This window comes from Variovorax sp. PEI5, from assembly GCF_056679935.1.
This window is the reverse complement of the sequence record NZ_CM155257.1, coordinates 1,477,487-1,497,125: the sequence shown is the minus strand read 5'-3', so window position 1 is coordinate 1,497,125 and position 19,639 is coordinate 1,477,487. Positions and strand designations below refer to the sequence as shown.

Here is a 19,639-nt window from a genome sequence, read left to right as displayed (position 1 = left end):
GCGGTGCCGGCGCCGGCCGGCAGCCCGACCGCCGGGCACCGCCGGCCCCGGGTCCGGTCGGCCTGCGTCGGCCGGAAGGTGGGCGCCTGCTTACGGCGTTTCCGGACAAGGTTGGTTACATTCGTCCCCTATCATCCGATCACGATGCAGCGGTCCTTTTCCATGACTTCCACACCCGGTCCGGCCGCCCGCGCGGCATCGCCGGCGGGCCCGGACCCGGCGATCGGCGGAAGCATCCAGGAACTGCTGGAGGACCAGCGCCGCGCGCTGGCCCGCGAGATCCACGACGACATCGGCAGCGCCCTCGGCGCCGCGCACTTCGACCTGTCCTGGGTGGCGCGCCATCCCGGCCATGCGCAGACGGCGGCGCATGTCGCCTCGGCCCACGAGGCGCTGCGCCAGGCGATGGCCGCGACCCAGCGCGTGGTGCGCGACCTGTATCCGCCCGAACCCTCGGAGGACCTGGTGACGGCGCTGCGCGCATTGACGCGCGACTTCGGTCGGCGCCATGGCCTGCCGGTCGCCTTCGACGTGGCGCCGGGATTCGGCCACGGGCTGACCGCGTCCTCGCGGCTGGCGGCCTACCGGACCGTGCAGGAAGCGCTCGCCAATGTCGGGCGTCATGCGCCGGGCAGCGCCGTGGGCGTGCGCGCCGGCATGGAGGGCGCGTCGGCCTGGCTGGAAGTGCGCGACGACGGCCCGGGCTTCGACATCGGCCGGCCTCGGCCGCGCCGCGCATCGGACGATCCCCGGGGCGCCGGCGGCTTCGGCCTGCGCGGGCTGGCCGAGCGCGCCCGCGAGGCCGGCGCCGGCCTCGCCATCGACAGCCGGCCCGGCCATGGCACGACGGTGCGCCTGGTGCTGCCGGTGCCGTCGAGCGGCGCCGTGATGGAGGATGGGGGCGGGGGCGCGACCACTGCGGAGACCGGCTTCGACGACGAGAACGATGACGATGACGCGCAAGACGTGGATGGGAGATCCGGATGATCGATGTCGTGATTTGTGACGACCACGCGCTGGTGCGACGCGGCATCCGCCAGACCCTGCAGGAAGCGGTGGACCTGCGGGTGACGGGCGAGGCGGCGAGCTATGCCGAGGTGCGGGAGCTGCTGCGCCACGTGCACTGCGACGTGCTGCTGCTCGACCTGGCCCTGCCCGGACGCGGCGGGCTGGAGGTGCTGTCGGCGCTGGCCGATGCCGAATCGACCGTGCGGGTGCTGGTGGTGTCGATGTTCCCGGAGGAGCAGTACGCCATCCGCTGCCTGAAGGCCGGCGCGCAGGGCTATGTGAGCAAGAGCGGCGATCCGGCCGAACTGGTGACGGCCACGCGCATGGTGGCGCAGGGCCGCAAGTACGTCACGCCCGAGATGGCGCAGATGCTGGCCGAGACGGTCTCGCGCCCGGCGCAGGAGAGCACCTCGGCGCACTCGGTGCTGTCCGACCGCGAATTGCAGACGCTGACCATGATCGCCTCGGGCAAGCGCCTGTCGGACATCGCCGAGGAACTCAAGCTGAGCCCCAAGACCGTCAGCGTCTATCGCTCGCGCGTGCTGGAGAAGCTGAACCTGCCCAACAACGCGGCCGTGACGGTCTACGCCATCCGCAACCAGCTGGTCTGAGGTCCTCGGCGCCCCGCACCGGATGCCATACTGAGGACGCCCGCGACGTCGCGGGCCTGGCAACCCCCCTTCGGATGGAGACTCACAAGCATGTTCAATCACGTCATGGTCGGCTCGAACGACATCGAACGGTCCCAGCGCTTCTACGACGCCGTGCTGGGCGTGCTCGGTGCCGGCGCGGCGGTCCGCAACACGTCGGCATCCGGCCACGTCAGGTTGTTCTGGCGGCATGCCGGCAACACCTTCAGCGTCAGCCAGCCCATCGACGGCCAGCCGGCGACCCCGGCCAACGGCGGCACCATCGGCTTCAAGTGCGATTCGCCCGAGCAGCTGCAGCGCTTCCACGACACCGCCATCGCCCATGGCGGCACCTCGATCGAGCAGCCCCCGGGCCCGCGCGACGGCGGCATGGGCCCGATGCACCTGGGCTACGTGCGCGACCCCGACGGCAACAAGCTCTGCGCGATCTTCCGCTGAGCGCGGACTCCCCGCCTGGCGCCGGCCGAGAGGCCGGTCCGGTGGCCGGCGCCGAGGGCGGCCCGGCATCGAATTAGAATTTCCACTTCCAGCCACATCGCGTTCCGGTCGTCCGACCGGCCTGGTTCTTCCACGGTGCAGCCAGCCTTCCCCAGCCGCTGGTTCGCCTTCCTCGCGCGCGATGCGACATCGCGCTTCGCGTGAACGTCTCCGAGTCCAGCGGCATGAACCCCGCCGCCCAGGACCCGTTGCATGACGACACGCTTTCGCTCTTCCTCCGTTTCTTCCTTCGCCTCTTCCTCCGTCTTTTCTCCTGTCCCGCGCTCCCGCCACCGTGCCGCCGCCCCGCGCGCCGGCCATGCGTTCCGCCTCGGCGCGCTGAGCCTGGCATTGACCGCCATCGGCATCCCGGCCCGGGCGCAGGAGGGCGCCGGTGGCTCCGCTGCAGCGGCGGCGGCGACCCCCGCCGCCGAGCTGTCCTCGGTCACCGTGAGCAGCCAGCGCGAGCTCGGCGCGACCACGACCCGCCTGCCGCTCACCCCGCGCGAGACGCCGCAGTCGGTCAGCACCATCGAGCGCGCGGAGATCGAGCAGCGCTCCCTCACCAGCATCGATGCCGTGCTGCGCGGCGCCACCGGCATCCACGCCAGCTTCTTCGACACCCAGCGCCCGCTCTACTACGCGCGCGGCTTCCAGATCACCGACTTCCAGATCGACGGCCTGCCCACGTACAGCGCCAACACCAACCAGGAATTCGACACCGCCCTGTACGAGCGCATCGACATCGTGCGCGGCGCCAACGGCATCCTGACCGGCGTCGGCACGCCCTCGGCCACCATCAACCTGATCCGCAAGCGGCCCCGGCGCGAGTTCGGCGGTTCGGTGGCGCTGAGCGCGGGTTCGTGGGACTTCTATCGCGGCGAGCTCGACCTCAACGTGCCGCTCAACGCCGACGGCAGCGTGCGCAGCCGCTTCGTGGTGGCGCCGCAGAAGCGCCACAGCTTCCGCGACCGCTACCAGGAGGACAAGTACGCGCTGCTGGGCGTGGTCGAGGCCGACCTCGGCCGCGACACGGTCGTCTCGCTGGGCTACCAGCGCCAGGACAACGATCCCGTCGCCGGCTTGTGGGGCACGATCCCGCGCTTCACCGCCGATGGCGGCCTGGCCAGGCTGCCCCGCTCGAGCAACTTCTCGCCGTCGTGGACGCGCTGGCAGCGCGAGTCCGGCACGGTGTTCGCCACCATCGACCACCAGCTCGACGACGACTGGTCGCTCAAGGCCGCCTACAACCACACCGAGGGCGAGAACTTCAGCCTGCGCACCTATGCCTATGGCGCGACCACGGCCAGGGCGCCCTTCATCGACCGGGCGACCGGCGCCGGCGTGCGCCTCTATGGCGCGGTCGGCGGCGGCGCCGAGACGCAGGACACGCTCGACACCTACCTGACGGGCAAGTTCAGCCTCGGCGGCCGGCGCCACGACCTGACCCTGGGCCTGAGCAGCCTGCGCACGGACACGCGCACCGACGGCTATTCCAGCATCACCGCCGGCGCGAACGCCTGGAGCTACACCATCCCCGATGTCTACACCTGGGATGGCACGGCACCGGAGCCGGTCTACCGCCAGACCGGCGCGCGCACCGAGCAGCGCACGCGCCAGGACGGCTTCTATGCCTCGGCCCGCTGGCGCCTGAGCGACGAGCTGGCGCTGCTGACCGGCGCGCGCCTGACCCACTGGCGACGCCAGACCGACAACTTCGACACCGCCGGCGCCTACACCGGCACGACCGCGCGGCAGTCGGTGCGGCGCGAGACCTCGCCCTTCCTCGGCCTGGTCTACGACCTGACGCCGGAGGTGGCGGCCTATGCGAGCCACACCGGCATCTTCAATCCGCAGAACTATCGCGACCGCGACAACCAGCCGCTCGACCCGGTGCAGGGCACCAGCAACGAGATCGGCGTGAAGGGCGAGTGGCTCGACCGCGGCCTGTCCGCCTCCTTCGCCGTCTTCGAGGTCAAGCAGGACAACTATGGCGTGCGCGACAGCTCGCAGCCCGCGGGCAGCCTGCCCGATGGCGGCTCGGCCTACGTCGGCGTCTCCGGCACGCGCAGCACCGGCTGGGAACTGGACGCGGCGGCGTGGCTGTCCGCGGGCTGGCGCGCCACGGCTGGCGTGACGCGCGTGAACACGCAGCGCAACGCGGCCGACCTGACCTATGCCAACCTGCCCGAGTGGCTGGTGAAAGTGGGCACGCAGTACCGTTTCAGCGGCGCGCTGCAGCCGCTGGAGATCGGCGCGCAATGGCTCTGGCAGGGGCGCATGGACGCGGTCAACGTGCCCAGCCCGGCCGGGCCGGCCACCGTCACGCAGTCGCCCTTCGGATTGCTCAACCTCAACGCGAGCTGGCGCTTCGGCGAGCGCACGACCCTGAGCCTGGCGGTCTTCAACGCCGCCGACAAGCGCTACTGGGCAACGCTGGACTATCCCAACTATGGCGACAAGCGCTTCGTCAGCATGACGCTGCGGACCCGCTTCTGAGACTTCAGCGCCCGCCCATGAACAGCGACAGCATCCGCTCCATCAGCGCCAGCAGCGGCCGCTCCATCATCGGCAGCACCAGGGCGATGCCGGCCAGGCCGGTGGTCAGGGTCACCGGGAAGCCGATGGCGTAGATGTTCATCTGCGGCGCGACGCGCGAGATCACGCCCAGCACCAGGTTGACGAACAGCAGCAGGCCGATCATCGGCAGCGCGATCCACAAGGCGCTGGCGAACAGCTCGGCGCCCAGCTCGTGCATGCGCAGGCGCGCCAGGGCCTGCAGGATGCTGCCGTCGACCGGAAAGGTGTCGAAGCTGCGCACCACCGCCATCAGCACCGTCAGGTGGCCGTTGACGGCGATGAACAGCAGCACCGCGATGTTGCCGAAGAAGCGCGACACGGCGCTGACCTGGGCGTTGCTCATGGGATCGAAGAAGGCGGCGAAGTTCAGGCCCATCTGCAGGCCGACGAGTTCGCCGGCGAGCTCGATGGTGGCGAAGATCAGCCGCACCGCGAAGCCGATCGTCATGCCGATGCCGACCTGCTGCACCAAGGTGCCGATGCCCGCGACGTCGTTCAATCCGATGGCCGGCTGCGGCCCGAGCGTCGCCTGAGCGCACAGCGCCACCACGAAGGCCAGCCCGACGCGGGCGCGCACCGGGAAGGCGCGCGAGGAGAAGATCGGCGCCGTCGTGAACAGGCCGAGCACGCGCAGGAAGGGCCACAGCACCGGACTGATCCAGGCCATCAGCTGGGCCTCGGTGAAGGTCAGCACGCCGATGGCCCCGCGCTCACAGCACCATCTGCGGGATCGACTCGATGACGCGGCGGATGTAGTCGACCAGGGTCGCCAGCATCCATGGTCCGGCGATCACCAGCACGGCGACGGCGGCGATCAGCTTGGGCACGAAGGCCAGCGTCTGCTCGTTGATCTGCGTCACGGCCTGGAAGATGCTCACCACCAGGCCGACCGCCAGCACCGTCAGCAGCACCGGCATCGACACCGTCAGCAGCAGCGCCAGGGCGTCGCCGCCCATCGTGACCACGGTCTCGGCGTTCATCGGGCGAAGCTCGCGGCGAGCGAGCCGATCAGCAGGTTCCAGCCATCGGCCAGCACGAACAGCATCAGCTTGAAGGGCAGGGCCACCAGCACCGGCGACAGCATCATCATGCCCAGCGACATCAGCACGCTGGAGACCACGATGTCGATCACCAGGAAGGGGATGAAGATCATGAAGCCGATCTGGAACGCCGTCTTCAGCTCGCTGGTGGCGAAGGCCGGGATCAGCACGCGCATCGGCGCGGTCTGCGCCGTGGCGTTGGCCGGCAGCTGGGCCAGGCGGGCGAACAGGGCGAAGTCGGACTGGCGGGTCTGCTTGAGCATGAAGTCGCGCATCGGCGCCTCGGCCTTGGCCACGGCGGCCTCGAAGTTCAGGGTGTTCTCGGTGTAGGGCTTGTAGGCCTCGTTGTAGACGCGGTCGAGCGTCGGTCCCATGACGAAGAAGGTCAGGAACAGCGACAGCCCGATCACCACCTGGTTGGGCGGCGCCGACTGCGTGCCCAGGGCCTGGCGCATCAGCGACAGCACGATCACGATGCGGGTGAAGCCCGTCATCATCAGCACGATGGCCGGCAGGAACGACAGCGCCGTGAAGAACAGCAGCGTCTGCACCGGCACCGAGAAGCTGGTGCCGCCGGCGCCCTGGCCGACCAGCAGTGGCAGCTGGCTGCCGATGTCCGGCGTCTGCGCCCGCGCCGACGGCACCAGCGCCAGCAGGGCCAGCAGGGCCACGACGCCAGCACCGGCGAGGGACGAGACGCGCGAGCGCGCCGGGAAGTGGTTGCGATCAGACATGCGGCTCCCGGGGCGCGGACAAGGGAGAGGGGGGCGAAGCCGACACGCCCAGCGTGTGCAGGCAGGTGATCGACTGCGCCGTCACGCCCAGCACCAGCTGGGTGCGCGCGCCCTCGGGCCCGACCTCGACCGTGACGACGCGCTGCTGCGGCCCGACCGCGACCGCCGAGACCAGCTTCGCGCCCGGCCCCGCCACCGCTCCCGCCAACACCCCGCCGCGCTTCTCCTGCCAGCGCCTGAGCAGGAACGGAATCGACAGGATCGCCAGCACGAACAGAACGACGGTGATGAGACTCTGCGTCATGTCACTCCCGGGCCCTCAACGCCCCGCCCCTCGCCAGAACACCGCGGAACCGGCTCCGCCGGTCCGCCGGTGTTGCCCCCTGCAAGGGGGAAGGCGCAGCGACACGCAGTGCGCGAAGTCTGGGGGTGAGCCAAGTCATCCACGATTGACGCGGCGCAGGCGCTCGGACGGCGTGACCACATCCGTCAGCCGGATCCCGAACTTGTTGTTGACCACCACCACCTCGCCCTGCGCCACCAGGTAGCCATTGACCAGCACGTCCATCGGCTCGCCCGCCAGGGTGTCGAGCTCGACCACCGAGCCCTGGCCGAGCTGCAGCACGTGCTTGATCGGCACCTTCTTGCGGCCCAGCTCGACCGTCAGCTGCACCGGGATGTCCAGCACGCGCTGGATGTCGTGCAGGGGCGCCTGGGCATCGGCCGCCGGGGTCGGGCCCGCCGGGGCGCCGGCGTCGAGCGCCTCGGCCCAGGCCGCGCCACCGGCGGTGGCGTCGGCGGCATCGTCGGCATTCGTTTCGAAGACCGGTTGTTGTTCAGCGGACATGGGTTCCTCCAAGCCAGTGCGGGTCGTCCCCGCGAAGGCATTCGTCGATGCGCAGCGCGTAATGCGCGTTGTGGGTGCCGTAGTGGCAGGCGAAGACCGGCGTGCCGTCGACCGAGGCGACGACACGGGGTGCGCGGTCGAAGGGGATGAAGTCGCCCGGCTTCATCGCCAGCAGCTGGCCGATGGTGAGTTCGGGATGCGCCAGCTCGGCCACCAGCGTGACCTCGGCGGCCTGGATCTCGCGCGTCAGCAGCGTCACCCAGCGCCGGTCCTCGGCCAGCGCCTGGGCCTGCTGGGCGCCATAGAGCACGTCGCGGATCGGGTCCAGCACGGCATAGGGGATGGCGATGCGCACCGCGCCCTCGAAGTCGCCGATGACGAAGCGCAGCGTGGTCACCACCAGCTTGTCGGCCGGCGCCGCCACGTTGAGGAACTGGACATGCGTCTCGCTGCGCTGGTAGGCCAGCTCGAGCGGATAGATCTCCTTCCAGGCCTTGTTGTATTCGCCGCAGACGATGCCCACCAGGCGCTGGATCACGCGCAGCTCGGTGGGCGAGAAGTCGCGTCCCTCCATCACCGTCTGCAGCCGGCAGGCGCCGCCGTAGAGGGCATCCACCAACGCCGAGATCAGGGCCGCCTCGCACACCACCAGGCCATGGCCACGCAGCGGCTGCAGCGAGACGACGTTGTAGTTGGTGGGCGAGGGCAGCGCGCCGACGAACTCGGCATAGGTCGAGATCTCGACCGGCGCGATGGAGATCTCGGCGCTGCGCCGCACGAACTGGAACACGCCGCCGCGCAGGTGGCGCAGGAAGCGCTGGTTGACGATGTCCAGCGTCGGCATCGGCCGGCGCACCAGGCGGTCGGCCACCGAGAGGTCGTAGTCGCGCGCCGCCGCGGCGGCCATGCGCGCCACCGCGTCGTCGGCCGCCGGCGCCGGCTCGGCGGCCGGTGCCACCGGCGCCTCGTCGAGGATCGGGGTCTCGGTGGTCATGGTCACTGGACGATGAAGGCGGAGAACAGCACGCCCTGCACCGGGCTGTAGGCCGCGCGCTTCTTGCGGCGCGGCGCCGGCTCCTCGTCGTCCGCGCCATCGCCCTTGGCCTTGGCCGGCTTCGAGGACTCGACCTCGTAGCCGAGCACGTCGGAGACCTCGGCGCGGATGTCGATGGCGAGCTTCTCCTTGCCGTCGCGCTTGAGCAGTTCGTCGGAGGTGCGCTGCGAGACCAGCATCAGCACGCCGCTGCGCACCTTGGGCATCAGGGTCTTGATCTTCTCGACCGTCTTCTCGTTCTCCAGCTCCAGCGTGATGCCGACCTGCGCGACGCGCTCGCCGCCGGGGTCGGCCAGGTTGAGCACCATGTTCTCCATCGCCAGGTAGACCGGCGCGGCGCCGGGCTTGGCCGGAGCCTCCTCCTCGTGCGCGGGTTCCTCCTTGGCCGAGGCGTCGTGGCCCTTCTTCTGCATGAAGTACCAGGCGCCACCCGCGCCGCCACCGGCCAGCACGAGGCCCGCCAGCAGGGCGATGACGAGGCCCTTCTTTCCCTTGCCCTTGGGCTTGTCGGTGGCCGTGGCGGAATCGGCGGCTTTGGCGGACACGGTGTTTCCTTGCTTTCGTTCGTTCGTTCGTCGCTGGTGACGGATGTCGATGCCGGGCGGCGTGCGACGGAGGACCGGCGCGCTGGCGGCGTGGCATCGATTATTCGAGCGATCGACGAGGGCGAAGCGCGGGAAAAAGGACGGGAAAGCGGCGCTTTACGGCGCCTTCGGATCCGGCTTCGCGGGGTCGCGAAGCGAGGACCCGCTCAGGCTCAGACGTAGAGGTCGAGCGCGCGTCGGCCGGCGGCGCCGCGCGCCGGAGCCGCCGTGGCGACCGGTGCGAGGGCCGACGCGCGGGCGTCGCCGCCGCTCGTAGCGGTGGCCTGGCCCGCCTGACGCGCCGCGTCATCGCCACCACGCCCGCCATCGGCGGCCGCGCCGCCCCCGGCGGCCTGGCCGCCGACCGAGGCATCGGCCAGCACCAGGCCTTCGCTGCCGAGCATGTCGCGCAGTTGCGGCAGGGCCTGGGCCAAGGCCTGGCGGGCTTCCGGCGCATCGCTGCGGAACACCACCTGGGCCTCGTTGCCCTGCACCCTGACGCTGACCGACACCGGCTGGCCGCCGACATCCACCGTCAGTTCCGCGCTCTGCGTCTTCTGCGCCAGCCACCAGCCGAACTGGTCGATCAGGCGCTCCGAGGCGCCATCGGCCGTCGGTGCCGCGATGGAACCGCTCGCCGCCGTCGCCGCCGGGCCGGCCGACATCGCGCCGGCCTGGCCGAACACGGCGCCGGCGGCGCCTTCCGACTCGCCGGTCGCGCCGCCCGCGCGGTCGCCACGGCGCGGTCCGGCCTGGGACGGCGCCAGCGCGATGCCGGCGGCGAGCGCGGCATCGATCGTCGCGGCCGTCGCGGCCGTTGCCGCCGTGGCGGCCGATGCCGATGCCGTGGCGCCGGCGCCGCCGCTGGTGGCGTCCTGCGCCACGGCGCGTTGCTGCAGCAGGGTGGCGGGCGTGTGCGCCGCCGCCGCGCCGGTATCGGAGGCCGCGTCCCGCAGCGCCGCCGAGGCCAGCCGCGCGGCGATGGGGCCGGCGGCTGTCGCCGTGGCCTCCGCCGGCGTGGCCGCCGCCGTGGTCACGGCATCGACGCCACCGGTCCGGCTGCGCGCCGTGGCGGCCGGCCGCCAGGTCGCCGGCTGGCCGGACGCCGCCGCCGCCGCGCCGCCGGCGGCCGCGCCGGTCGCGCCGTCGGCCATGCCGCCCGCCATGCCGGGCACGCCGAAGCCGCCCGCCACGCCGGCCGCGCCGAGGTCGATGGCGCCGCCCGTGACGGCCGCCGCCATGCCCGTCAGCCGCGTCGCCCCGGATGCGAAGCCATCGCCCGCCACGGCGCCGAGCGCCAGCGGATCGGGGCCGCCCGCGAACCGCGCCGGGCCGGTGCCCGGTGGTGGCTCCGGCAGCGCGGGCAGGGTGCCCGCCGGCACCAGGCCGCTCTGCGCCAGCAACAGGGCGTGGTCGACCGTGGCGGGCGCGGCGTCGTCCGGCGCCGCCTGGGCGTCCTGGGCGTCCTTGGCGTCCTTGTCCTTCCCTGCGTCCTGGAGCCGCTGCGCGTCCCGCGTCTGCGACATGTCGCGACCTGGCGCGGCCGCGTCGGCGGCCGCTTCGCGTTCGTCGCGGGTCGCCCGGGCCCGGGCGTCCTCGGCCTGGCGCGCCTCGGCGCCGGCTTCGGTCCGCGCGCCTTCCGCGCGCGGCGGGCGCGTCTCGGCGCGGGCCGGGGCGCGGGACTCGACGGGCGCGGCGGCCCGCTCGCGCACCGGTGGCTCGGCGGCGGCCAGGGCGGCGCGGAAGCCGGCACCGGCGCCACGCGCGTCGGCCGCGCTCCGCTCCGGCGAGCGCGATGCCGGCGCGGGCGCGACCAGGGCCGCCAGGGCGCCGCCGCCCTGCGACTCGACGGTCCTCACAGCGCGCCTCCGGCCAGGCGGCTCTCCACCATCCGGCGGTATTGCAGGGAAGCGCTCTCGTCGGACTGCTTCTGCTCGCGCCGGTCCTGCAGCTGGCGTTCGCCGCGCAGGCGCGTCTCGTTGAGCTGGCGCAGGCTCTCCAGCCGCGACTCGGCCTCGCGCAGGACACCGGTCTCGCGGTCGATGCCGGCCAGGGCCTCGCCGACGATGCCGGTCTGCAGCACGATGGCATGGGTCAGCCGGGCCATGAACTGGTAGTGGTGGCGCATGATCTCCGGCATGCAGCCGACCTGCTTGGCGGCCCAGCGATCGGTGCATTCGCCGGCATAGGTCTCCAGCTGGTCGAGCTGCGCGCGCGCGGCCATCCAGCCCTGGCGGGCCTGGGCCACCACGCGCGCGGCGGCGTCGCGCCGCTCCAGCGCTTGCGAGAGCGCCAGTTCCAGGCCGTTGGTTCGGTTCATGAGCTTGTTCTCCGGAGCGCAAAGGGAAGAGGGGGGTTGCGGGAGCGGCCGGATGCGGCTCAGCCCAGCGCCTCGGCCATCTGGCCGATGCTGGCGGCCAGGGGCGCGCCCTCGTGCATGGTCTGCTGCAGGAAGGCGCTCATGGCCGGCTGGCGGCGGATCGCCTGGTCGAGCGCCGGATCGCTGCCGGCCACGTAGACGCCCAGGCGCACCAGGTCGCGGCTCTTGCGATAGCGCGAGTAGGTGGCGCGGAAGTCGCGCGCGGCGGCCAGGTGCTCGCGCGAGACGACGTTGTGCATCACGCGCGAGGCCGACTGCTCGATGTCGATGGCCGGGAAATGCGCCTCCTCGGCCAGGCTGCGCGAGAGCACGATGTGGCCGTCGAGGATGGCGCGCGCGGCATCGGCGATCGGGTCCTGCTGGTCGTCGCCCTCGGACAGCACGGTGTAGAAGGCGGTGATCGAGCCGACGCCGTTGAGGCCGTTGCCACTGCGCTCGACCAGCTGCGGCAGCTTGGCGAAGCACGACGGCGGATAGCCCTTGGTGGCCGGCGGCTCGCCGATGGCCAGGGCGATCTCGCGCTGCGCCATGGCGTAGCGGGTGAGCGAATCCATCAGCAGCAGCACGTGCTGGCCCCTGTCGCGGAAGTGCTCGGCGATGGCCGTGGCATAGGCCGCGCCCTGCATGCGCAGCAGCGGCGGCGCATCGGCCGGCGCGGCCACCACCACCGAGCGCGCGCGGCCCTCGGGGCCCAGGATGTCCTCGATGAATTCCTTCACCTCGCGCCCGCGCTCGCCGATCAGGCCGACCACGATCACGTCGGCCTCGGTGTAGCGCGCCATCATCCCCAGCAGCACGCTCTTGCCGACGCCCGAGCCGGCGAACAGGCCGATGCGCTGGCCGCGGCCGACGGTGAGCAGGGCGTTGATGGCGCGCACGCCGGTGTCCAGCGGCTCGCGCACCGGATCGCGGTCCATGGCGTTGATCGGGCGGCGATCCATGGGCTCGGCCTTGACGTCGGTGACCGGGCCCTGGTGGTCCATCGGCCGGCCCTGCGGATCGACCACGCGGCCGAGCAGGCCGGCGCCCAGCGGCAGCCGCAGCGCGCCGATGCTGATGGCGACGTCGTGCTCGGGCTCGCCCAGGCGCGGCAGCGGCACGTAGGGCGCGGCCGGCACCACGCCGGCGCCGCTGGACAGGCCGTGCACGTCGCCGGCCGGCATCAGGAAGGCGCGGTCGCCGGAGAAGCCGACCACCTCGGCCAGCACCGGCGACTGGTGCTCCTGGTGGATCAGGCACTGCGAGCCGACCGGCGAGCGGATGCCGGTGGCCTCCAGCACCAGGCCGGCCAGCCGCGTGAGCGTGCCGTGGACCTCGAGCCCGGGCGCGCGCTCGACGCGCGCCTGCGCATCGGCCATGTAGCGCTGCCAGACGGCGCGTTCAGGCGCCATGGTCGCGCTCCGCGGGATGCGGCTGCCAGGGCATGTCCAGCCCCAGGCTGGCGACCGCGCGGGCCCAGCGCGTGGCCATGCCGCCATCAATCACGGCGCCGGCCGACTCGACGCGGCAGTCGCCCGGGGCGAGCGCCGCGTCGGCGACGATGCTGACCGCCTGGCCGGCGAACTCGGCGCGCAGATGGGCGTCGAGCGATTCGAAGTCCACCGGCGACAGCCGCACGGCGGCATTGCGGCCGTCGGCCATCAGCAGGCCCAGGGCCTCGCGCACCACCGGCTCCAGCGCGCGCGGCTGGGTCGCCATCTCGTGGCGCAGCACCTGGCGCGCCACGGCGCAGGCGATCTCCAGGGTGCCGCGCGCGATGTCCTGCTGCGCCTGAGCCAGCCCGGACTCGGCGCCGGCGAGCAGCGCGGCGAGGCGCGCGGCGGTCTCCTGGCCATGGGTGGCGAAGTAGGTCTCCAGCTGGGCCTGCGCCTCGGCCATGGCTTCGGCGCGGCCGCTGGCGCGGCCCTCGGCCAGGCCGTCCTGGTGCGCCTGCCACAGCGCCTGCTGGTGGGCCGCCGCGATCTCGCGGGCGTCCTCCGCCGGCATGGCGTTCGCAGCCGGGGCGCCGACGCGGTCGAAGCGCCAGTGCGAGAAGCCGGCGATGTCCTCGCTGGGGATGAGGGCGGTCTTCATGGCTTCCTCTCGTTCAGACGAAACCGCCGCCGCCGCCGCCCAGGGTGATCTGGCCGTCGTCGGCCAGGCGGCGCACCGCCTTCAGGATCTCCTTCTGCTGCGCCTCGACCTCGGACAGCCGCATCGGGCCGCGCGACTCCAGGTCCTCGCGCAGCGACTCGGCCGCGCGCGAGGACATGTTGGCCAGGAACTTGTCGCGCAGCGCCGGCGCCGCGCCCTTGAGCGCGACGATCAGCGTCTCGGACGCCACTTCCTTGAGCACCAGCTGCAGCGCCTTGTCGTCGAGCTTCATGACGTCGTCGAAGACGAACATCAGGTCGGCGATCTGCTGGGCCAGGTCGGGGTCGTGCTGGCGGATGGCGTCGATCGCCAGGGTGTCGACGCCGGCGCCGAGCATGTTGATCATCCCGGCGGCGGTCTTGGCGCCGCCGAGCGATGCCTTCTTGATCTTGCCGCCACCGGCCAGCACCCGGAACATGACCTCGTTGAGATCCTCCAGCGCGGCCGGCTGGATGCCCTCGAGCGTGGCCACGCGCAGCAGCACCTCGGCGCGCAGCGTCTCGGGCAGCGCGACCAGGATGGCCGAGGCGTGCTCGGGCTCCAGGTGCACCAGGATCGCCGCCACGATCTGCGGATGCTCGACCTTCAGCACCTCGGCCACCGAGGCGGCATCCATCCACTTCAGGTTCTCGATGCCGGTCAGGTCGGCGGTCTGCAGGATGCGGTCGACCAGGATGGCGGCCTTCTCGGTGCCCAGCGCGCGCTGCATCACCGCGCGCACGTAGTCGCTGGTGTCGGCCGCGAACAGGCTCTGGCCGGCGGTGGCGGTGACGAAGCGGTCGGCCACCTCGCCCAGGCGTTCGCGCGAGACGGCGCGGGTCTTGGCGATGGTCTCGCCGATCTTCTGCACCTCGCGCGGGCTGAGGTGGCGCAGCACCTGGCCGGCTTCCTCCTCGCCGAGCGACATCAGCAGAATCGCCGCGTCGCTGAGTCCCTGTTCGTCCATGGCCATGTCGGATCAGGCGCCCGCCGGGGTCGCGGCGGCATCGCCGTTGACCCAGCTCTTGACGATGTTGGCGACCGCGCCGGGGTTGTCGCGCGCCATCTGGCGGGCACCCTCGAGGCGGGCCTGCTCGGGCACCACCTCGGGCGTCGCGGCCAGCGCGGGCGCCGCGCCGTTGCCGGGCGAGGCCAGCGCCGGGCGCGAGGGCTCCTCGGCCAGCATGGCGTCGAGCGTGGCGCCCGGCGCGGCCAGCGCGCCGGCGGTGCCGGGGGCGGGCAGGGCGGCCGGCGCCGGCACCACCGCCATCGCCTTCAGGCCCGGGCGCACCAGCCCGAACAGCACGATCGTGCCGATCACCGCCAGGCCGATCGGCCAGGCCAGGCTGCGCACCAGCTCCAGCGTCTCGGGCTTCTTCCACAGCGGCAGCTCCGGCGCCTGCGTCGTGGCGTCGACCAGGAACGGCGCGTTCATCAGATTGACCGAGTCGCCGCGATCCTTGCTGAAGCCGATGGTCTCGCGCACCAGCGCGGTCATCTGCTCGATCTGCTGGGGCGACAGCGCGGTCGGGCTGCTCTTGCCCTGGGCATCGGCGATGTTCTGGTAGTTGACGACCACGGCGGCGCTCAGGCGGCGGATCTGGCCGGTGGCGTTGCGCACCGTCTTCACGGTCTTGTCGACCTCGTAGTTGGTGATCGATTCGCGCTTGCCCGGCGTCTTGGCGCCCGCAGCCGCCGCCGTGGCGGCACCCGCGCCGGCCGTGGCTGCCGTCGGCGCCAGCGGCGCGGCGGCGCCGTTGACCGGGGCGGTGGTGGGGCCAGGCGGCTGGTTGGTGGTGGCGCCGGGCACGCCGCCGGCCGGGGCGGCGCCGCCGGCGCCGGCGCCGGTCACTTCCACCGTCTGCTGGCTGCGCACCGCGCTGGTCTCGGCCGTCAGGTTGGGCCGGTGCTCCTCCGAGGTCGCCTCGGTCTGCGAGAAGTCGACATCGGCCGTGACCTGGGCCTTCACGTTCTGGCGGCCCACCACCGGCTCCAGGATGTCCAGGATGCGGCGGGTGTAGAGCTGCTCGAGCTGCTGGCGGTACTGCAATTGCTGGCCGTCGACGGCGCCTGCGGCATCGCCGGCGTTGCCGCTGTCCGAGAGCAGCTTGCCGCTGTCGTCCAGCACGCTGACGGCCGTCGGGGCGAGCTCGGGCACGCTGGAGGCCACCAGGTGCACGATGCCGGCGATCTGCGAGCGCTCCAGCGAGCGACCCGGATAGAGCGTCAGCAGCACCGAGGCCGAGGGCTTCTGCTGCTCGCGGAAGAAGCCGTTCTGGTTGGGCAGCGCCAGGTGCACGCGGGCGCTCTGCACCGAGCCCAGCGCCTGGATCGAGCGTGTGAGCTCGCCTTCGAGGCCGCGCTGGAAGTTGAGCTTCTCCTGGAACTGCGTCATGCCGAAGCGGCTGTTCTCCATCAGCTCGAAGCCCGCCACCGAGCCCTTGGGCAGGCCCTGCGAGGCCAGCCGCAGGCGCACGTCGTGGACCTTGTCGGCCGGCACCATGACCGCGCCGCCGCCCTCGGCGTACTTGTAGGGGATGTTCATGGTCGTCAGCTGGGCGACGACGGCGCCGCCGTCCTTGTCGCTCAGGTTGGCGAACAGCACGCGCCAGTCCGGCTGGCGCCCGAGCACCACGGCGGCGATCGCCACGGCCACCAGCACCACCACGCCCAGCGCCAGGCGCAGGCGCTTGCGGCGGTCCATGGTCGCGAGACGGCCGCCCCAGGCGGGAGCCGCGGCGGCGGGAAAGGAAGCGACAGGCAGATCGGCGACAGCGGACATGGGTGCAATCGGAGGGTGGGCGGCGATGGCGGCGGGCGGGGTGCGGATGGCCGGCGGCCTTCCACTGGCAGCGATTATTCGATTGGCGCCGGCTTCCATAAGCCCGATAAAGCGCTGCTTTCACCGTCATTTCCCGGGGATCGGAAAAGCCGTCGACCCCTAGCATCGGTGCCATGGAACTTCGTCTCGCACCCGTCACCGTCCCCCTTGTCGCCCGCTCCGCCGATGCGGCCCGCGCGGTCGAGTCCGCGCCCGACGGGGGTTTCGCCGGCGCCCTCAAGGGCGCCCTGGGCGCCGTCAGCGGCGCCCAGAACCAGGCCACCTCGATGCAGCGCGAGGTGCAGCTGGAGAATCCCAAGGTCGGCCTGGAGGAGACCATGGTCGCGATCCAGAAGTCGCAGATCGGCTTCCAGGCCACGCTGCACGTGCGCAACCGGATGGTCCAGGCCTACAGCGACATCATGAACATGCAGGTGTAGGCGGCCCGTGCCGCCGCCGCCGGTCCGCGCCTCAGTGGAGGCCGTGGTCGAGGCCGGCGAACGAGCGCTCCAGGAATTCCACGCAGACCCGCACCTTGGCCGAATGGGCCAGCCGCGTCGGGTACACGGCCCAGACGTTGGCCTCCTGGCGGTGCTCGGGCAGCACGCGCACCAGGCGGCCCTCGCGCAGCAGCGGGCCGACCTGCCAGATCGAGCGCAACACGATGCCGCGTCCCTCCACCGCCCACTGCACGGCGATCTCGCCATGGTTGGTCGACATCGGGCCGGTCACCTTGACGGTCTCGATCCCGCCGCCGGCCGACTCCAGCTTCCAGACGCCGAACGGGTGGTCGCGCTCGCGGATCACGAGGCAGTCGTGCGCGGCCAGGTCGGCCAGCGACTGCGGGGCGCCACGGCGCGCGAGGTATTCCGGCGCGGCGCACAGCACCCGGTGGTTGGCCGCCAGCCGGCGCGCGATGAACTGCGGCGCGATGGCGTCGCCGACCCGCACGTCGAGGTCGAAGCCATCGCCGGCGATGTCGATCAGGTGGTCGAACAGTTCCAGCCGCACCGCCATCGTCGGATGCGCGGCGATCATCCGTGCCAGGGCCGGCGCCACCACCTGGCGGCCGAAGCCGAAGCTCCCGCTGACCCGCAGCAGGCCGCGCGGGGCGCGCCGTGCGGCGGCGACTTCCTCCACCAGGCTGTCGAGGTCGTCGAGCACGCGCAGGGCCCAGACATAGACGCGCTCGCCTTCCTCGGTCACGGTCACGCGCCGCGTCGTGCGATGCAGCAGCCGGGTCGCCAGCTGGGTCTCGAGCAGGCGGATGCGCTTGGTCACATAGGCGGGCGACACGCCCAGGGCCTGCGCGGCGGCGCGGAAGCTGGTCTGGCGGATCACGGTGACGAAGACGCGCAGGTCGTCGGTGGCGGGCGTATTGTTCACGGGACGTGCACGATCGATTGACGAAACACCCCATAGTAGAGCGAGCGTGAATTGACGACACTGCGGGCTTCCGTTCCATCCCCGCATCCGCATCCAGGAGACACGCACCCATGAATCGTCCGTTCGACATCGCACTCATCCCCGGCGACGGCATCGGCAAGGAAGTCATTCCCGAAGGCGTCCGCGTGCTCGAGGCCGCGGCCCGCCGCTTCGACCTGACGCTGAACTTCAAGCCGATCGACTGGGCCAGCTGCGACTACTACCAGCAGCACGGCCAGATGATGCCGGACGACTGGAAGGCGCAGCTCCAGCCGCTCGACGCGATCTACTTCGGCGCCGTCGGCTGGCCCGCCGCCGTGCCCGACCACGTCTCGCTGTGGGGTTCGCTGCTGAAGTTCCGGCGCGAGTTCGACCAGTACATCAACCTGCGCCCGGTGCGGCTGTTCGAAGGGGTGCCGTGCCCGCTGGCCGGCCGCAAGCCGGGCGACATCGACTACTTCGTGGTGCGCGAGAACACCGAGGGCGAATACACCAACCTCGGCGGCATCATGTATCCGGGCACCGACCGCGAGATCGTGGTGCAGGAGACCGTGATGAGCCGCTTCGGCACCGACCGCGTGCTGAAGTACGCCTACGAGCTGGCCAAGTCGCGCCCGCGCAAGCACCTGACCGTGGCCACCAAGAGCAACGGCATCGCCATCAGCATGCCCTGGTGGGACGGCCGCGCCGACGCGGTGGGGCAGGGCTATCCGGAGATCACGGTCGACAAGCAGCACATCGACATCCTGACGGCGCGCTTCGTCATGCAGCCGCAGCGCTTCGATGTCGTGGTGGCGAGCAACCTGTTCGGCGACATCCTGTCGGACCTCGGACCGGCGACCACCGGCACCATCGGCCTGGCGCCCTCGGCGAACCTGAATCCGGAGCGTGCCTTCCCCTCGCTGTTCGAACCGGTGCACGGCTCGGCGCCGGACATCTACGGCCAGAACATCGCCAACCCGATCGCCATGATCTGGTCCGGCGCCCTGATGCTGGATTTCCTGGGCTGCAAGCCCGCCCACGACGCCATCCTGTCGGCCATCGAACAGGTCCTGGCGCGTGGCCCCCGCACGCGCGACCTGGGCGGCACCGCCTCGACCACCGAAGTCGGCGAAGCGATCGCGGCGATCGTGGCCGGCGACTGATCGAACGATCAGTGCACCTGCTGCGTGCGCGGGTCGAGCAGCTGGTCGAACTGCGACAGCCAGGGCTCGGCCAGCGTGCGGATCTCGGCGTCGTGGCGCAGGATGCGCTGCATGACGCGCATCTTCTCGGCGCGGTCCTCGCGCGGCAGGTCCTCGGAGCGGGCCTTGTAGCGCAACTGCTCGATGAGCACGACGCAGACGCCTTCGCAGCGCACCACGGCGTCCCAGTCCTCGCGGCGGGCGGCGCGCAGCATCTGGCTGCTGGCCTCCTCGATGGCGGTGTAATAGTCGAGCAGACGGTCTTGCATGGGGGCCTCGATTCGGGTGTGCTGCATGGCGTTCACGCGGGTTGCGCGCTGCGCTGGCGGCCCATTTCCTTCCAGCCGTCGGCCACCGGGGTGATCAGCGCGACGACCTCGGCCAAGGCGTTGCCGTCGTTGCGCGCATTGCCCTGCGTCAGGCGCTGGATGCAGTAATCGTAGAGCGCGCGCAGGCGTTGCGCCAGCTCGCCGCCGCGCTTGTCGTCCAGGCCGCCCTTGAGGCCTTCCTCCAGGAAGCGCACCGCGCGCTGGATCTGGACTCCCTTGGTCGCCACGTCGCCGCGCGAGAGCGCGCCGCGCGCCGCGTTGACCGACTGCAGCAGGCCGTCGAAGAGCAGCACGATGAGCTGGTGGGCATCGGCGCCATCGACGCTCGACTGGGCGCCGACGGTCTTGTAGGCCGAGGCGGCGCGGAGGCTGGGAGGGGTGTACATGGCGCGTTGTCCTTTGCAGTTCTTGTTC

22 protein-coding genes are annotated in these 19,639 nt (G+C 71.8%); 6 read left to right on the top strand and 16 right to left on the bottom strand.

All coding sequences use genetic code 11. The annotated features are described in order from the left end of the window. The first annotated feature begins 162 nt into the window (after positions 1-162). From AC1MLT_RS06835 to AC1MLT_RS06820, 4 genes are all read left to right on the top strand, one after another. Positions 163-987: a sensor histidine kinase gene (locus AC1MLT_RS06835; protein ID WP_481034596.1), complete on the top strand. Its 825-nt coding sequence runs from the start codon at positions 163-165 to the stop codon at positions 985-987. Further along, the gene (locus tag AC1MLT_RS06830) at positions 984-1,619 is read left to right on the top strand and encodes a response regulator (protein WP_481034594.1); all 636 of its coding nucleotides are present in this window, start codon (positions 984-986) and stop codon (positions 1,617-1,619) included. The genes AC1MLT_RS06835 and AC1MLT_RS06830 overlap by 4 nt, the downstream gene beginning before the upstream one ends. A gap of 90 nt (positions 1,620-1,709) precedes the next feature. Further along, positions 1,710-2,096 (top strand): VOC family protein, encoded by a 387-nt coding sequence (locus AC1MLT_RS06825; protein WP_481034592.1) that lies wholly within the window; start codon positions 1,710-1,712, stop codon positions 2,094-2,096. Between the two features lie 252 nt (positions 2,097-2,348). After that, the gene (locus AC1MLT_RS06820) at positions 2,349-4,634 is read left to right on the top strand and encodes a TonB-dependent siderophore receptor (protein WP_481034591.1); all 2,286 of its coding nucleotides are present in this window, start codon (positions 2,349-2,351) and stop codon (positions 4,632-4,634) included. A 4-nt stretch (positions 4,635-4,638) separates the two neighbouring features. Here AC1MLT_RS06820 and fliR read toward each other — a convergent pair whose 3' ends face one another. From fliR to fliF, 13 genes are all read right to left on the bottom strand, one after another. Beyond that, positions 4,639-5,409 carry a flagellar biosynthetic protein FliR gene (gene fliR, locus AC1MLT_RS06815; RefSeq protein ID WP_481034590.1) on the bottom strand — a complete coding sequence of 257 codons (771 nt, stop codon included), beginning with the start codon at positions 5,407-5,409 and terminating at the stop codon, positions 4,639-4,641. A 16-nt stretch (positions 5,410-5,425) separates the two neighbouring features. Beyond that, on the bottom strand, positions 5,426-5,695 hold the full coding sequence (gene fliQ, locus AC1MLT_RS06810) for a flagellar biosynthesis protein FliQ (RefSeq protein WP_481034589.1): 270 nt from the start codon (positions 5,693-5,695) through the stop codon (positions 5,426-5,428). Beyond that, positions 5,692-6,489, bottom strand: coding sequence for a flagellar type III secretion system pore protein FliP (gene fliP, locus AC1MLT_RS06805; RefSeq protein WP_481034588.1), 798 nt, complete (start codon positions 6,487-6,489; stop codon positions 5,692-5,694). Before fliP ends, fliQ begins: the two co-directional genes overlap by 4 nt. Further along, positions 6,482-6,793 carry a FliO/MopB family protein gene (locus AC1MLT_RS06800; protein ID WP_481034587.1) on the bottom strand — a complete coding sequence of 104 codons (312 nt, stop codon included), beginning with the start codon at positions 6,791-6,793 and terminating at the stop codon, positions 6,482-6,484. The genes fliP and AC1MLT_RS06800 overlap by 8 nt, the downstream gene beginning before the upstream one ends. Positions 6,794-6,928: 135 nt before the next feature. Then, a complete protein-coding gene (gene fliN / locus AC1MLT_RS06795) occupies positions 6,929-7,336 on the bottom strand; it encodes a flagellar motor switch protein FliN (protein ID WP_481034585.1) in 408 nt (135 codons plus the stop codon). Further along, entirely contained in the window at positions 7,326-8,330 is a 1,005-nt protein-coding gene (fliM, locus tag AC1MLT_RS06790) for a flagellar motor switch protein FliM (protein ID WP_481034583.1), read from the bottom strand. The genes fliN and fliM overlap by 11 nt, the downstream gene beginning before the upstream one ends. A gap of 2 nt (positions 8,331-8,332) precedes the next feature. Then, entirely contained in the window at positions 8,333-8,935 is a 603-nt protein-coding gene (locus AC1MLT_RS06785; RefSeq protein WP_481034582.1) for a flagellar basal body-associated FliL family protein, read from the bottom strand. Positions 8,936-9,147: 212 nt separating this feature from the next. Beyond that, the gene (locus AC1MLT_RS06780; protein WP_481034581.1) at positions 9,148-10,833 is read right to left on the bottom strand and encodes a flagellar hook-length control protein FliK; all 1,686 of its coding nucleotides are present in this window, start codon (positions 10,831-10,833) and stop codon (positions 9,148-9,150) included. Beyond that, a complete protein-coding gene (locus AC1MLT_RS06775; RefSeq protein ID WP_481034580.1) occupies positions 10,830-11,294 on the bottom strand; it encodes a flagellar export protein FliJ in 465 nt (154 codons plus the stop codon). The genes AC1MLT_RS06780 and AC1MLT_RS06775 overlap by 4 nt, the downstream gene beginning before the upstream one ends. A gap of 59 nt (positions 11,295-11,353) precedes the next feature. Beyond that, positions 11,354-12,712, bottom strand: coding sequence for a flagellar protein export ATPase FliI (gene fliI / locus AC1MLT_RS06770; protein ID WP_481034930.1), 1,359 nt, complete (start codon positions 12,710-12,712; stop codon positions 11,354-11,356). A 22-nt stretch (positions 12,713-12,734) separates the two neighbouring features. After that, positions 12,735-13,427, bottom strand: a complete 693-nt coding sequence (locus AC1MLT_RS06765) for a FliH/SctL family protein (protein ID WP_481034579.1) — start codon at positions 13,425-13,427, stop codon at positions 12,735-12,737. A gap of 13 nt (positions 13,428-13,440) precedes the next feature. After that, on the bottom strand, positions 13,441-14,433 hold the full coding sequence (gene fliG / locus AC1MLT_RS06760; RefSeq protein WP_481034577.1) for a flagellar motor switch protein FliG: 993 nt from the start codon (positions 14,431-14,433) through the stop codon (positions 13,441-13,443). 12 nt (positions 14,434-14,445) lie between these two features. Next, entirely contained in the window at positions 14,446-16,248 is a 1,803-nt protein-coding gene (fliF, locus tag AC1MLT_RS06755) for a flagellar basal-body MS-ring/collar protein FliF (protein WP_481034576.1), read from the bottom strand. 173 nt (positions 16,249-16,421) lie between these two features. On the opposite strand from fliF, the gene fliE reads away from it, so the two are divergent. Continuing rightward, positions 16,422-16,727 (top strand): flagellar hook-basal body complex protein FliE, encoded by a 306-nt coding sequence (gene fliE / locus AC1MLT_RS06750; RefSeq protein ID WP_481034574.1) that lies wholly within the window; start codon positions 16,422-16,424, stop codon positions 16,725-16,727. Between the two features lie 31 nt (positions 16,728-16,758). Here the strand turns inward: fliE and AC1MLT_RS06745 are convergent, their stop codons facing one another. Then, on the bottom strand, positions 16,759-17,673 hold the full coding sequence (locus AC1MLT_RS06745) for a LysR substrate-binding domain-containing protein (protein ID WP_481034573.1): 915 nt from the start codon (positions 17,671-17,673) through the stop codon (positions 16,759-16,761). Positions 17,674-17,783: 110 nt separating this feature from the next. Here AC1MLT_RS06745 and AC1MLT_RS06740 point away from each other — a divergent pair, with 110 nt between their 5' ends. After that, a complete protein-coding gene (locus tag AC1MLT_RS06740) occupies positions 17,784-18,857 on the top strand; it encodes a tartrate dehydrogenase (protein ID WP_481034572.1) in 1,074 nt (357 codons plus the stop codon). A gap of 8 nt (positions 18,858-18,865) precedes the next feature. Here the strand turns inward: AC1MLT_RS06740 and AC1MLT_RS06735 are convergent, their stop codons facing one another. Further along, positions 18,866-19,165 carry a flagellar protein FliT gene (locus AC1MLT_RS06735; RefSeq protein WP_481034571.1) on the bottom strand — a complete coding sequence of 100 codons (300 nt, stop codon included), beginning with the start codon at positions 19,163-19,165 and terminating at the stop codon, positions 18,866-18,868. A gap of 32 nt (positions 19,166-19,197) precedes the next feature. Then, a complete protein-coding gene (fliS, locus tag AC1MLT_RS06730; RefSeq protein WP_481034570.1) occupies positions 19,198-19,611 on the bottom strand; it encodes a flagellar export chaperone FliS in 414 nt (137 codons plus the stop codon). Positions 19,612-19,639: the final 28 nt, after the last annotated feature.

What these genes read in the sequence shown, in the direction of transcription:
- fliN (WP_481034585.1), bottom strand. Translation starts at nt 7,336, where the DNA reads ATGTCCGCTGAACAACAACCGGTCTTCGAAACGAATGCCGACGATGCC.
- AC1MLT_RS06800 (WP_481034587.1), bottom strand. Translation starts at nt 6,793, where the DNA reads ATGACGCAGAGTCTCATCACCGTCGTTCTGTTCGTGCTGGCGATCCTG.
- fliS (WP_481034570.1), bottom strand. Translation starts at nt 19,611, where the DNA reads ATGTACACCCCTCCCAGCCTCCGCGCCGCCTCGGCCTACAAGACCGTC.
- AC1MLT_RS06740 (WP_481034572.1), top strand. Translation starts at nt 17,784, where the DNA reads ATGAATCGTCCGTTCGACATCGCACTCATCCCCGGCGACGGCATCGGC.
- AC1MLT_RS06835 (WP_481034596.1), top strand. Translation starts at nt 163, where the DNA reads ATGACTTCCACACCCGGTCCGGCCGCCCGCGCGGCATCGCCGGCGGGC.
- fliP (WP_481034588.1), bottom strand. Translation starts at nt 6,489, where the DNA reads ATGTCTGATCGCAACCACTTCCCGGCGCGCTCGCGCGTCTCGTCCCTC.
- AC1MLT_RS06820 (WP_481034591.1), top strand. Translation starts at nt 2,349, where the DNA reads ATGACGACACGCTTTCGCTCTTCCTCCGTTTCTTCCTTCGCCTCTTCC.
- AC1MLT_RS06765 (WP_481034579.1), bottom strand. Translation starts at nt 13,427, where the DNA reads ATGAAGACCGCCCTCATCCCCAGCGAGGACATCGCCGGCTTCTCGCAC.
- AC1MLT_RS06830 (WP_481034594.1), top strand. Translation starts at nt 984, where the DNA reads ATGATCGATGTCGTGATTTGTGACGACCACGCGCTGGTGCGACGCGGC.
- fliE (WP_481034574.1), top strand. Translation starts at nt 16,422, where the DNA reads ATGGAACTTCGTCTCGCACCCGTCACCGTCCCCCTTGTCGCCCGCTCC.
- AC1MLT_RS06775 (WP_481034580.1), bottom strand. Translation starts at nt 11,294, where the DNA reads ATGAACCGAACCAACGGCCTGGAACTGGCGCTCTCGCAAGCGCTGGAG.
- fliM (WP_481034583.1), bottom strand. Translation starts at nt 8,330, where the DNA reads ATGACCACCGAGACCCCGATCCTCGACGAGGCGCCGGTGGCACCGGCC.
- fliQ (WP_481034589.1), bottom strand. Translation starts at nt 5,695, where the DNA reads ATGAACGCCGAGACCGTGGTCACGATGGGCGGCGACGCCCTGGCGCTG.
- AC1MLT_RS06735 (WP_481034571.1), bottom strand. Translation starts at nt 19,165, where the DNA reads ATGCAAGACCGTCTGCTCGACTATTACACCGCCATCGAGGAGGCCAGC.
- AC1MLT_RS06825 (WP_481034592.1), top strand. Translation starts at nt 1,710, where the DNA reads ATGTTCAATCACGTCATGGTCGGCTCGAACGACATCGAACGGTCCCAG.
- fliG (WP_481034577.1), bottom strand. Translation starts at nt 14,433, where the DNA reads ATGGACGAACAGGGACTCAGCGACGCGGCGATTCTGCTGATGTCGCTC.
- fliF (WP_481034576.1), bottom strand. Translation starts at nt 16,248, where the DNA reads ATGTCCGCTGTCGCCGATCTGCCTGTCGCTTCCTTTCCCGCCGCCGCG.
- fliI (WP_481034930.1), bottom strand. Translation starts at nt 12,712, where the DNA reads ATGGCCGATGCGCAGGCGCGCGTCGAGCGCGCGCCCGGGCTCGAGGTC.